The 12,762-nt window shown below is 42.5% G+C and carries 10 protein-coding genes; 4 read left to right on the top strand and 6 right to left on the bottom strand.

What is annotated here, in order from left to right:
* Window positions 1-113: 113 nt before the first annotated feature.
* Window positions 114-983 (top strand): SDR family oxidoreductase, encoded by an 870-nt coding sequence (locus tag ACHUET_RS04260; protein WP_394210934.1) that lies wholly within the window; start codon window positions 114-116, stop codon window positions 981-983.
* An 87-nt stretch (window positions 984-1,070) separates the two neighbouring features.
* Here the strand turns inward: ACHUET_RS04260 and ACHUET_RS04255 are convergent, their stop codons facing one another.
* The 5 genes from ACHUET_RS04255 to ACHUET_RS04235 form a co-directional block, all read right to left on the bottom strand.
* On the bottom strand, window positions 1,071-2,771 hold the full coding sequence (locus ACHUET_RS04255; RefSeq protein ID WP_394210933.1) for an AMP-binding protein: 1,701 nt from the start codon (window positions 2,769-2,771) through the stop codon (window positions 1,071-1,073).
* A 574-nt stretch (window positions 2,772-3,345) separates the two neighbouring features.
* Window positions 3,346-5,043: an AMP-binding protein gene (locus ACHUET_RS04250; protein WP_394210932.1), complete on the bottom strand. Its 1,698-nt coding sequence runs from the start codon at window positions 5,041-5,043 to the stop codon at window positions 3,346-3,348.
* 571 nt (window positions 5,044-5,614) lie between these two features.
* The gene (locus ACHUET_RS04245) at window positions 5,615-6,409 is read right to left on the bottom strand and encodes an ABC transporter permease (RefSeq protein ID WP_394210930.1); all 795 of its coding nucleotides are present in this window, start codon (window positions 6,407-6,409) and stop codon (window positions 5,615-5,617) included.
* Window positions 6,410-6,498: 89 nt separating this feature from the next.
* Entirely contained in the window at window positions 6,499-7,335 is an 837-nt protein-coding gene (locus ACHUET_RS04240; protein ID WP_394210929.1) for an ABC transporter ATP-binding protein, read from the bottom strand.
* A gap of 6 nt (window positions 7,336-7,341) precedes the next feature.
* Entirely contained in the window at window positions 7,342-7,929 is a 588-nt protein-coding gene (locus ACHUET_RS04235) for a hotdog domain-containing protein (protein ID WP_394210928.1), read from the bottom strand.
* 232 nt (window positions 7,930-8,161) lie between these two features.
* On the opposite strand from ACHUET_RS04235, the gene xthA reads away from it, so the two are divergent.
* From xthA to ACHUET_RS04220, 3 genes are all read left to right on the top strand, one after another.
* Window positions 8,162-8,986, top strand: a complete 825-nt coding sequence (gene xthA / locus ACHUET_RS04230; RefSeq protein WP_394210926.1) for an exodeoxyribonuclease III — start codon at window positions 8,162-8,164, stop codon at window positions 8,984-8,986.
* A 171-nt stretch (window positions 8,987-9,157) separates the two neighbouring features.
* Complete coding sequence (gene argJ, locus ACHUET_RS04225; RefSeq protein ID WP_394210925.1) at window positions 9,158-10,381, top strand: bifunctional glutamate N-acetyltransferase/amino-acid acetyltransferase ArgJ; 1,224 nt, start codon at window positions 9,158-9,160, stop codon at window positions 10,379-10,381.
* A gap of 396 nt (window positions 10,382-10,777) precedes the next feature.
* Window positions 10,778-11,176: a DUF4377 domain-containing protein gene (locus ACHUET_RS04220; protein ID WP_394210923.1), complete on the top strand. Its 399-nt coding sequence runs from the start codon at window positions 10,778-10,780 to the stop codon at window positions 11,174-11,176.
* A gap of 120 nt (window positions 11,177-11,296) precedes the next feature.
* Here ACHUET_RS04220 and ACHUET_RS04215 read toward each other — a convergent pair whose 3' ends face one another.
* Window positions 11,297-12,730: an L-serine ammonia-lyase gene (locus ACHUET_RS04215; RefSeq protein ID WP_394210922.1), complete on the bottom strand. Its 1,434-nt coding sequence runs from the start codon at window positions 12,728-12,730 to the stop codon at window positions 11,297-11,299.
* Window positions 12,731-12,762: the final 32 nt, after the last annotated feature.

Raw genomic sequence — 12,762 nt, 5'->3', positions numbered from 1 at the left:
TCATACTTGTTGAGTGTTTTTCGTTTATTTTTACAACTGAAAAGCTCAATCTATCGATTTGCGATATTATAGGCTATCGATTTTATCTAATATTGATATAAACAGGATTGTCTATGAAAAATAAATTGATCAATTTGGTAACCAAGAGCGCTAAACAAAGTAAAAATCAGGTGTTTAGTGCGATTCAGCCATCGCGATATCTAAAAGAGTTAAATGAACAGCAAGTAGGGAAAAATAAGACTGTATTGATTACTGGTGCCAGTTCAGGTTTGGGCGAGGGTATGGCAAGATTATTTGCTAAGCTTGGTTACAACCTCGCTATCTGTGCGCGCCGTACTGATCGTTTAGAAAGCCTGCAGTCAGAGCTGGTAGCAGCATATCCTAATATACGCGTTGAGTACCGAGCGCTAGATGTCAGTGATTATGATGCTGTTTTTGAGGTATTCGATGCATTTGCTGCTGACTTTGGCAGGATTGATCGTATAGTGGTCAATGCCGGTATTGGCGATAGCCGCCGCATTGGTAAAGGGCGCTTTGATACCAACCGCCGTACCGTTGAGATTAATTTTATCTCGGCATTAGCACAATGTGAAGCTGCGATGGATATCTTTCGGGTTCAAAATAGCGGTCATCTGGTAGCAATGTCGAGCATGTCAGCGATGCGTGGTCTACCTAAGCATTTGACGGCTTATGGTGCAAGTAAAGCAGGTTTGGCGCATCTTGCAGAAGGTATTCGTGCTGATATGCTATTGACCAAGCTACCTATCAAGGTGTCTACCATTTATCCCGGTTACATCCGTACTGAGATTAATACGAATGCCAAGCCATTGCCGTTTGAAGTGGATACTGATACCGGTACCAAAGCGATTGTTGCAGCGATTGAAGCAGGTGTGGAAGAAGCGTGCGTACCAAGCTTGCCATGGTCGATTGTAGGTCAGGCAATGAAGCGTTTGCCGCTGCAAGTGATGAGTCGATTGAGCTGATACGATAGGTTTATTCAACAACAAAAAAAAGCCCACTTTAATAATAGTGGGCTTTTTTGTCTCTATGGCAAAATCATAATGTACAGATTACAACGTTTGCGGGTTGTCTGATATGTGCTGCTCACGTAGCTTTTGACGCAATACTTTACCCACGTTGCTTTTCGGCAGTTCGCTGACAAACTCTATGTGACGCGGGCATTTATAACCGGTTAAATTATCCAGTGCAAACTCTTTGATGTCTTCTTTGGTGACATTATTATCTGCAGGGACAATATAGATTTTGACGGCTTCACCTTGGTTTTCATCAGGGATACCAATCACGGCGCAATCGACGATACCTTCGTGGTCAAGCATGACCGCTTCAATCTCATTTGGAAATACATTGAATCCTGACACCAAAATCATATCTTTTTTACGGTCTAGTAAAGTGAAGTAGCCTTTTTCATCCATGCTCACAATATCGCCAGTACGGAAGTAACCATCGCTTGTGAAATCATTAGTATTGTCTCGATTGAAATAGCCTGACATGACGTTTGGGCCTTTGATGCACATCTCACCTGCCTCATGCATGGCGACACGTTCACCATTTTCGTCGACGACGATGATATCGACACTAGGAACTGGTATGCCGATTGTACCGTTGAACTTACGATCAGTAATGACGTTGGCGGTACCGCCAGCAACCCCTTCTGTCATACCCCAGCCCTCGACCATAGGGCAACCAGTCACCTCTAACCAACGGGCTGCTGTTTGCTCGGTTGCCGCCATACCACCCGCCTGAGTGATACGCAGTGAGCTAAAGTCCAAATCTTTGAAATTTGGCTGATCAAGTAAACCTTTAAACAAAGTGTTTACCGCAGGGAAAATATGGAACGGTTGTTTTGATAGCGTTTTGATAAACCCTGGCATATCACGCGGATTGGGTACTAGAATAAAAGTGTAGCCTGAACGCATACCAAGTAAGCTGAGCATAAACGCAAAAATATGATATAGCGGCAATGCCATTACCATATTGATATATACCTCATTGATATCTGAGGTCACTGGACGATACCATGCTTCTGATTGCATCGCCGCTGCGACGACATTACGCTGCGTCAAAACAGCACCCTTAGACAGACCCGTTGTGCCGCCTGTGTATTGTAGAATCGCTTTTTGTTGCAGCGTGGTTTTGGGTGCTTGAAGCGGTAGATTACGTCCTTTTTTCAGTACTTCAGGGAATTTCGTGACGTTGTACTTAGGGTCATTTAGATTGTATTTAGGCACTAAGCGTTTGACTTGACGGATAACGGTATTTACCAAAATACCTTTTAAGCCCATCATATCGCCCATTTTTGAGAGTACAATACGCTTGATATTGGTCTCTTCAATGACTTGCTCTAGCGCTTGAGCAAAGTTATCCACCACAAAAATCACTTGAGCACCTGAATCATTTAATTGATGACGTAGCTCACGACCTGTATACAGTGGGTTAATAGGGGTGCAGACATAGCCTGCGCGTAAGATACCAATCATGGTTGGCAAATATTGTGGGACATTTGGCATCATAAGTGCCACGACGCTGCCTTTCGGTAAGCCTTGAGCTTGTAACCATGCTGCTACTGCCAGTGACGCCTTATCAACATCATCATAGGTATGAGTAACACCCATACAGATAGTCATCGGATGCATACGAAAACGATTGAAGCACTCCTCATATAGTTCTATGAGGCTTTCATATTGATCAGGGTTGATGGTCTTGGGTACGTTTTCGGGGTATTGAGCAAGCCAAGGTTTATCTGCTGTCATGCCTAGCGTCCTTAAATTAAGATAAGTTAAGGTTCTATAAAAAAGTAGTCACATCCATGTCGACGATATACATCAGTGCCTTTTGAGCAATGAATTGTCGAGTGCTATCCTTTGTTTTCACATACTGCTAAAGTACAGAGTCCTTTATAAAATTTGATTCAACTACTAAGAATGAGCTACTAAAAAATAAGCATCTAAGTAGCTCAAACGGCTGATTACTGTTTTTAAAATTAAAATCTTTATTCAAATTAACAGTCATAAAATGCCCTAAATTAAATATTCAATTAATCTAAATCGATAGAAAACTTAGTGACACATTTCGGCATTACATTAACATAACTACAACTAAATTCGTTACGGCTATCAAAGAACTCAATAGTTTATATTTACGTTTGATATATTGAACAATATGTGTTGAAAGGTAAAAGAGACAAGAGGTTCACGCTAATGAATGGTATTTATCATTTATATAATCATTGGTAAAAGTTATAAAAATGACAATTAAAGAGGAATATATAGAATAAAAAAGCGCCTATAGTTAAGATAAAGGCGCTTTTTTATTGAGGGGATTTGCTTATTGTTGAGGATGATCTGCTTGATGTTTTTCACGTAGTTTTTGACGTAGTACTTTACCGACATTACTTTTCGGTAATTCGCTGACAAATTCAATATGACGCGGACATTTATAGCCAGTTAGGTTGTCTAGTGCAAAATCTTTGATAATTTCTTTAGTCACATTGTTGTCTTCAGGAACCACGTATATTTTGACAGCCTCACCCTGATGGCTATCAGGAATACCGATTACTGCACAGTCAAGGATACCATCACAGTCGAGCATGACAGATTCGATCTCATTGGGAAAAACATTAAATCCTGATACCAAGATCATGTCCTTTTTACGATCTAATAGTTTGATATAGCCCTTATCATCCATACTAACGATGTCTCCAGTACGGAAGTAACCGTCATTAGTAAAATCACCACTACTATCTCGGTTTAGATATCCAGAAGTTACATTGGGTCCTTTGATACATAATTCGCCGCCTTCGTTCAGTTTTACCTGATTGCCTTCTTCGTCGATAATGATGACATCTACGCCAGGGGCAGGCACGCCAATGGTGCCATTAAACTCACGGTTTGTAATCACGTTCGCTGTGCCGACGGCAACACCCTCCGTCATACCCCAACCTTCAATCATTGCGCAGCCAGTCACCTCTAGCCAACGTTTGGCAGTTTGCTCGGTTGCAGCCATGCCGCCAGCCTGTGAAATACGAAGCGAGCTAAAGTTTAAGTCTTTGAAATTTGGATTATCTAATAGCCCTTTAAAGAGAGTGTTGACGGCGGGGAAGATATGGAACGGTTGTTTTGATAAGGTTTTGACAAATCCAGGAATATCACGCGGATTGGGTACCAGTATGAAGGTATAACCTGAGCGCATACCCAGTAGACTAAGCATAAAAGCAAAAATATGATAAAGCGGTAGCGCCATGACCATATTGATATATACCTCATTGATCTCTGAGGTGATAGGTCGTGTCCATGCTTCTGATTGCATTGCCGCTGCCACAACATTGCGCTGTGATAAAATAGCACCTTTAGAGAGCCCTGTGGTACCACCGGTATATTGTAAGAATGCTTTTTGGTCTAAAGACATCTTTGGCTGTTGGAAAGGTAGGTTTTTACCTTTCTTCAATACGTCAGGAAATTTAGTGACATGATATTTAGGGTCGTTGAGATTGTACTTAGGAACTAAGCGCTTGACCTGACGGATAATAGTATTTACTAAAATCCCTTTTAAACCCATCATATCGCCCATTTTCGATAGGATAATACGTTTGATAGAGGTCTCTTCAATGACCTGCTCCAGCGCCTGAGCAAAGTTATCGACCACAAATATTGCTTGTGCACCAGAGTCATTAAGCTGATGCCGTAGCTCTCGACCAGTGTAAAGTGGGTTGACAGGGGTACAAATGTAACCTGCACGCAAAATTCCGATCATGGTTGGTAAGTATTGAGGTACGTTTGGCATCATAAGTGCCACGACACTACCTTTGGGTAAACCTTGCTCTTGTAGCCATGCTGCTACTGCCAGTGATGCTTTGTCGACGTCATTATAGGTATGGGTCACACCCATGCAGATGCTCATCGGATGACCGCGAAACCGGTCAAAACATTCTTCGTACAGCTCCATAATGCTACTGTATCTATCAGGATCAATAGTTTTTGGTACACCTGCGGGATATTGAGAAAGCCAAGGTTTGTTCGGCATCATGGTCAGCGTCCTTGCAATTTGATATAGGTGAATGTTTTTTAAGAAAGCAGTCATATGCATGTCAATATCATAAATCAGCATCAATGTGATTAACCTGCTATTGGATGCAATAACGTCCGTGTCTGCTTGCTTTTGTTGCTGTTGCTCAATGCTAATTAACTACTGATGGGTGAGTTAAATGAATCAAACAATTAGATAATTCAATAACAGAAATAATATGTATTTCAAATAGATATTATCTAGTTTTTGCAACTGCGGTATCAAAAAAACGATACATTTAAGCAATACAGTAGCATGAATAATGTTGGAGACAATAATAGAAAGCAAGACTGAGCAGTACATAGATAAAGCTGAAAAATTTGATATATGTATGATGTTTAAGAAATGAGTCACCGTAAGGCGTATTTTTGAGCTGGTAATGAATATAAAGACAGGGCAGATTGTTTATCAATGATGAATAAATTAATTGACTGTTTAGATGAGTTAACGAGCTTATGTAGATAAACAATTATTTGGTTTTTAAAGTGATAACACTTGATTATCAATCTGAGGGGTAAGGTTAGAGGAAAAACTATCGAGGTAAAGTAAATTGCTGATTTTTATTAAAAAAGCGTCGATAAATCAGTAAGGCGCTAATCGTACAGCCAAGCGTACTACTTACACATATCAAAAACATCGTCACTATCTGATAGCGTACCGCTTGAGTGGGGTCGGCGCCAGCCAATATTTGGCCAGTCATCATGCCGGGCAAGCTGACAATACCGACGACTAGCATAGAGTTGAGCGTTGGGGTCATGCCATTTGTGATTGCGGCACGAATCTGCTCATGGACGGCCTCAAATGGTCGAGCTGAAAGACTCAGCATCATCTCGATACGCCCTTGCTGCTCATGAAAAGCTTCGATCAACTGATTGCTCGTTAATGAGATGGCAGTCAAAGAGTTGCCTAGTATCAGGCCCAGTATAGGAATAATAAATTGCGGCGTATACCAAGGCTGCACTCTTAGGATAACGATCATCGCTACCGCAGTGACCAGTGTCGCTGAGATGCCGACGGCTATTAGCGTATCGGTTAGCAACCCTTTATAGCTGCGTTTGACACGATTTTTGGCAGCACTCCCTGCAATCAGGGTCATGATGGTCAAAATCAGCAACACTTCGTACCATTGTTCGCGTGCAAAAATCCATGCCAGTATCAGACCAATAAAGCTAAGCTGCACGATGGTGCGAATAGTAGCTATCAAGAGCGTTTTTGTCAGTTTTAAGCGCAGTTGCCATGAGATGAGTAGTACGATGATAATCATACAACTGGCGAGTGCAATATCACTGTAAGTTAGAAATACTTGCATATCATCCATACCATTCATGGGTGCTCATGATAAAAAGGTGAAAAAAGATGGGAGTATAATGAGCGCAATCTACTCAAGGTTTTGAGCAAGCGTTTAACGATAGTATTTTAGAATACCTCAGTTAGTACACCTGCTTGCATATGCCAATGTCTACTGGCCAATGACATAATCTCTTTGGTATCGTGAGTCACCCATAACAACGTGCGCTGAGTATCCGCCTGTAACCAGCTCATCAGCAGGTTCACTAGCTGCGCTGAGGTATCGATATCTAGCGCAGCGGTTGGTTCATCTAGCAATAGTACTTGTGGGTTTAATTGTAATAGACGCAACGTATTCACCAATTGACGCTCACCACCAGATAAATGATGAGACTCTTGTTGCAAAAAGTCTGAATGTCTATTGAGCGTCTCAAGCTGGGATATATGCCAGTTTATATCAAAACTCTGAGTCCGATGTGCCTGCAAGTCATAAGGCATTTTTAGGTTTTCAAGCACGCTCCCTTCTAATAACTGTGGATGCTGAGCAAGTAGAGCAACGTGCTTACGCCAATCCGTAGGTGAAGCGGTATGGATGCTTTTATGGTTCTGATTTGGCATGGCATTATCTCGTAGATGAATGTCGCCAGTGGTCATCGGCAATAGCCCTGCCAGAACCCGCAATAGTACCGACTTGCCACTACCAGAAGCACCAGTTAAAACGGTGATTTGCCCTGATAGTAGCTTGCCACTCGCACCGTTTACCAATATGCGGCTATGAGGCGATAGGTCATCAGATAGCGCATTTTTTTGTCGCTTATTTGACCATCTTTGATAGAGTTTATGCGGTGCAAAGGTTTTTGTCTGTTCACCACTACTGTGCTTAGGATTATCGCTACCGACTACCGGTCTGCCATGCACCCAGAGATTATTAAATTCAAGCAAGGGTCTATCAGGATCAATGCCCATAGCGTTCTACAGTCGCTCGTTCATTTGCTCACTAACCGCCTGCTCAATGGCATCTCGTAATTCTTTTGGTACACGGATAGGGCGCATGGGTGTGGTATTCACTGCGTTGTCAGGTTGATCATTATTTGTTTCGTTATTGGCCATTGGCTCTGGCTTCACGAGGTTTTGCACACAGGCAATGACAATTTTGGTGCTACTTAATAGTTGGCTGCTCGCTTTGTCTGTGGCGCTATTATCTGATGTGCTGCGGTGAATGCTTTGATAAAATATGATGCTGGCAGGCTTTAGCTCTACTTTATCGATGCGTACAGAGATGACTTCATCCAAGAGAATGGCCCTCTTGTATTGTAAATCCGCCTGACTCACGACAAAATGCTGTATGTCGCCATCATCAGTTTGCAAAAAGTAACCGTTTAAGCCCAGTTTGGTAAACCAATCACGGCGGCAGTTTTCGAAAAACACCAGATGGTTGGCGTGATAAACTATGCCGCCTGCATCCGTATGGTTGATGTAGACGTTATAATCTTTAGCAAATAGTGGTTCCATATTATTATTCACGGCTGTATTTTTATTTTTATGCTCAGTTGTCGTCATAAGGGTGCTCAGTATTTTTGATAAAGGTTGTTTGGCGAACGTAATTTATATATGCGGGCAAATAAGAAACCCAACAAGAAATAGTCTCTATTATATTTATAATAAGCGCTACTCTAGCTCAAGATATAAAGCCATGCAACAGCTAGGGCGGCCTAGGTCTGTTATCATAGACATTTGCATCGCATACATCTATATCAGCACCGTATTTTAATCAATCAGTATAGGACAGTTTATGACCCGTTTTGTCAGTTTTAATATCAATGGTATCCGCGCACGCCAGCATCAGCTTGAGGCAGTGCGCGAGGTAATCGATCCTGATGTCATGGGTCTACAAGAGACCAAAGTCCATGACGATCAATTTCCACTTGATGACATAGAAGGTCTAGGATATCACGTAGAGTATTTTGGGCAAAAAGGACATTATGGCGTGGCATTATTGTCGAAAGTGGCGCCTATATTTGTACAAAAAGGTTTTCCTAGCGAAGATGCTGAAGCACAAAAGCGTTTTATACATGCACGCTATGAGCTTGAAGGACGTGAAGTGGATGTGCTCAACGGTTATTTTCCACAAGGAGAGAGCCAAGACCATCCGACCAAATTTCCAATGAAGCGTGCGTATTATGCAGATTTAATGGCTTATATTGATACACTAAAGGCAGAAGGTCGTTCGATCATTGTCATGGGAGATATGAATATTGCGCCAGAAGACATAGATATCGGTATCGGTGAGGTCAATGCCAAGCGCTGGTTGAAAAATAGAAAAACCTCATTTTTGCCAGAGGAACGCGAATGGTACTCAGCATTGATGTCACGTGAGTTGACCGATACGTACCGTCTACATTATCCAGAGAGTACCGAATTATACAGTTGGTTCGATTATCGCAGTCGCGGCTTTAATGATGAACCCAAGCGCGGTTTACGTATCGATCATATCCTATGCACCTCAGACCTTGTTAGTGAATGTATCGATGCTGGAATCAGCTATGAGCTGCGTGCGATGGAAAAACCTTCAGATCATGCGCCAATCTGGTCGGCATTTGATCTAAAAAAACCGTAATATTCAGATATAGTCAATCCACTATAAAAGCGTTACGGCGTTAACCTCGCTTGAAGTATGACGTATACATCTGCACTCGGTTGCCTTGTACCACCTTTAAATTGGATCAACTATAGTGTTTATTACATCACCTAAAAACAACGAAAAAAATTGAAAAATAAGGATTTTATTATGGCTGTTGGAAACGTAGCAGTACCTGATACTATTTATCCCATTGATGGCATTAAGCTGAGCGCAACTGCCGCAGGCGTACGCTACAAAAATCGTGACGATTTGGTCGTGATCGAAATCGCTGAACAGGCCACGACCGCAGTTGTCACGACTAAAAATACATTTTGCGCCGCGCCTGTACGTATATTACGTGAGCACTTTGCCGCGGCCAGTCCGCGCTATTTGGTAACCAATACAGGTAATGCAAACGCTGGGACAGGCGCTGATGGCAAACGCCGCGCTACTGAAATCTGTACAGCCTTGGCTGAGAAAGCTGGCGTAGAGGCTAATACAGTACTGCCATTCTCTACTGGCGTGATTGGCGAGCCATTAAATAGTGACGCGGTCATTGCAGGTTTAGACGATGCAATAGCAAACTTGGCTTCTGACAGCTGGCTGGCTGCTGCTAATGGTATCCGAACGACAGATACTATCCCTAAGCTTGCTAGCCAAAAAATCGACGTTGCAGGTACTAGCTATCATATCACTGGTATGTCAAAAGGCTCAGGCATGATACGTCCAAATATGGCGACCATGCTAGGTTATGTCGCAACCGATGCCAATATCGCCGCCGACTTATTGCAAGAGATGCTAAGCGCTATCAATGAGCAATCTTTTAACCGTATTACCGTTGATGGTGATACATCAACCAATGATTGCTGTGTATTGATTGCGACAGGCGCTGCCAGCTCAGATGTGATTGATAGCCCAGAACATCCGCATTATCAACCTGTTTTTGATGCATTGACCGAAGTATTTGTACGTTTGGCACAGCTAATTGTGCGTGATGGTGAAGGCGCTACTAAATTCATGACCGTCAAAGTGACTGGTGGTCAGACCACGCAAGAATGTTGCGATGTGGCTTATGCAGTGGCGCATTCGCCGCTGGTGAAAACGGCATTCTTTGCGAGTGATGCAAACTGGGGACGCATCTTGGCGGCAGTCGGTTATGCTGGTATTGACGACCTAGACACCGAGCAAGTCGATGTGTATTTGGATGAGGTGATGATTTGTCAAAATGGCGGTGTCGCGCCCAGCTATACAGAAGAAGCAGGTAAGAAAGTCATGAGCCGCGCTGAGATTACCATTCACATTGATCTTGCTCGTGGTGATGCTAGTGATACGGTGTATACCTGCGATTTGTCATACGACTACGTCAAGATAAACGCTGATTATCGCAGTTAGAAAAAGTCTTAAAAGCTCTAATCTTGACAGATTTTTTAAATCTATTTATAAAAAGCCAGAGCAGATATTGCTCTGGCTTTTTGGTATGTAATACTGATCCAGTATCAAATTACTCTGTTATTCAATACGCTTTATTAACATCAGTTGCAAAAGCTGACGTTACTTTACAAAGCAGTCATAGAGAGTAAGGTGAGTTGCGGCCTATACTTGCTCGGGTAAACAGATGATATTTACTACATTGCTAGTAAAGCTGGCTAGAGATTTCAATTAGTTTGGCTCTAAATATCATCATGATAGAAAGAAGCTTTGTTGCATGAAGAAATGCAGTAGGGCTTTTAAAATAATAAGTTTAGATAGAAAACAAAGAATTATTACCAATTATCTGAGGATTGAATAATGAAAAAATTAGCACTTGCAGCATTGATGACAACTTTTGCTCTTACTGGTTGCTCTACTATGGACATGGACAATGAGCGTACAATGGTTGTAGAAGGACAGCCTATGAACGTCAAAGTGGTAAATATTCCAAGTTTTGAAGTAGAAATTGCACCGCGTAAAGCAGTTTGTGACCTGACTGCAACAGACGGTACAATGGTTGAATCACAGTGCTTACAGTATCGCCAAACTTATCAGAAAAACTACACGACTCTAAATGGTAATATCCAAGGCTTTACTTATGAGCCAAACTACCGTTATGTCTTAGATGTACGCCAAGAAGCAGTCACTGCTGAAGGCTCTAATGTGGTCAAACCAGTTTGGATTCTAAACGAAGTGGTTTCAAAAACTGCTGAATAATATAGCTTGAAAGTCTACACTTAATAAAAAGGCCGCTAATTTATTAGCGGCCTTTTTATTATTACGATATCTGCTGCGATGGTGAAATAGCGCAATTAAAGGTAAAACTTATCAGTTACATTAACATTGACTGTAGTTAACACTAACGCCGCGCGTCGCAGTAGGGATTCTATTATCAGCATAGACAGCTAGGCCACCACGAGCGGTCTCTTTATATTTATCAGACATATCAGCACCTGTCTGCTTCATGGTTTCTATAGCCTTATCCAAAGAGACGAAGTGCTGGCCATTTCCTCTACAAGCTAGACGTGCTGCGTTGATAGCTTTGACCGCCCCCATGGCATTGCGCTCGATGCAAGGCACCTGCACCAGTCCACCAATAGGGTCGCAGGTTAGACCTAAATTATGCTCAATACCGATTTCTGCCGCATTTAAACATTTAGCTGGTGTCCCATTCATGATCTCTGCTAATGCAGAACCTGCCATCGCACATGCCGATCCAACCTCGCCTTGGCAGCCGACTTCAGCACCAGAGATGGAGGCATTTTGCTTGATTAGGCTACCGATAGCGGTGGCGTTCAATAAAAACTTGCGGACACCATCTTGGCTGTAGTTAGGTAAAAAATCACGATAGTAGTGCAATACTGCAGGAATGATACCCGCTGCGCCATTGGTGGGTGCGGTCACAACTTTGCCGCCATTGGCGTTCTCTTCATTGACGGCGAGCGCGTATAAGTCTACCCAATCCATGGCGGCTAATTTATCAGTTTTGGTGATAGGTTGGTCTTTTTCCGCAGACAGTTGCATGTGTAAATCTTGTGCACGGCGTTTGACATCCAAGCCACCTGGCAAAATACCGCCATTTTCACAGCCTTGCTTAACGCAATCTTGCATAACCTCCCAAATACTATCTAGGTAGGCAAATACTTCTTCTTTGTCATGGAAGTGGCATTCATTGGCCAGTACCAACTCGCTGATACTCAAGTCATACTGACGACATTGTTCTAGTAGTTCTGCTGCATTATTAAAAGGATAAGGAACACGATCGATCGTTGGGCTGGCATGATCTTCATCTGGATCGGTGGCATCTTCTTCATTGATGACAAAACCACCACCAATCGAATAGTAGGTCTGCTGATAACGAGTGCCGTCAGTCGATATAGCACGAAGCGTCAATGCGTTAGGGTGATAGGGCAGGACAGTATCGTCGTACCAATAAATATCTTGCTCTGTATCAAATGCAATCGTGTGAATGCCTGACACATTTAATGTTTTGCCAGAAAAAATAGGAGAAAGATAGCTGCTGGTCATACGTGTATCAATGGTGCTAGGTGTATGGCCAAGTAACCCTAACAATATGGCAGTATCTGTTGCGTGCCCTTTTCCTGTCGCCGCCAAAGAGCCATAAAGCTCAATTTCAATCTTTGCGATAGCCGTCAGTTCCATTTGCTTGGTCAATGAGGCTAAAAATAAATTGGCTGCCACCATTGGCCCCACTGTATGTGAGCTTGATGGGCCAATGCCGATTTTAAATAAATCAAAAATACTAATCATAATGAGTTACCGAAAATTCAAAGGCTTGAACA

The sequence above is a fragment of the Psychrobacter piscatorii genome (assembly GCF_043641605.1).
GTDB lineage: Bacteria > Pseudomonadota > Gammaproteobacteria > Pseudomonadales > Moraxellaceae > Psychrobacter > Psychrobacter piscatorii_C.
Note: the sequence above shows the minus strand (reverse complement) of the source record. Positions and strands in the feature narration are given on the sequence as shown.

Bases quoted from the DNA above. Each gene is read 5' to 3' on its own strand.
- ACHUET_RS04245 (WP_394210930.1), bottom strand. From the start codon at position 6,409: ATGAATGGTATGGATGATATGCAAGTATTTCTAACTTACAGTGATATT.
- ACHUET_RS04215 (WP_394210922.1), bottom strand. From the start codon at position 12,730: ATGATTAGTATTTTTGATTTATTTAAAATCGGCATTGGCCCATCAAGC.
- argJ (WP_394210925.1), top strand. From the start codon at position 9,158: ATGGCTGTTGGAAACGTAGCAGTACCTGATACTATTTATCCCATTGAT.
- ACHUET_RS04220 (WP_394210923.1), top strand. From the start codon at position 10,778: ATGAAAAAATTAGCACTTGCAGCATTGATGACAACTTTTGCTCTTACT.
- ACHUET_RS04235 (WP_394210928.1), bottom strand. From the start codon at position 7,929: ATGACGACAACTGAGCATAAAAATAAAAATACAGCCGTGAATAATAAT.
- ACHUET_RS04255 (WP_394210933.1), bottom strand. From the start codon at position 2,771: ATGACAGCAGATAAACCTTGGCTTGCTCAATACCCCGAAAACGTACCC.
- ACHUET_RS04250 (WP_394210932.1), bottom strand. From the start codon at position 5,043: ATGATGCCGAACAAACCTTGGCTTTCTCAATATCCCGCAGGTGTACCA.
- ACHUET_RS04260 (WP_394210934.1), top strand. From the start codon at position 114: ATGAAAAATAAATTGATCAATTTGGTAACCAAGAGCGCTAAACAAAGT.
- ACHUET_RS04240 (WP_394210929.1), bottom strand. From the start codon at position 7,335: ATGGGCATTGATCCTGATAGACCCTTGCTTGAATTTAATAATCTCTGG.
- xthA (WP_394210926.1), top strand. From the start codon at position 8,162: ATGACCCGTTTTGTCAGTTTTAATATCAATGGTATCCGCGCACGCCAG.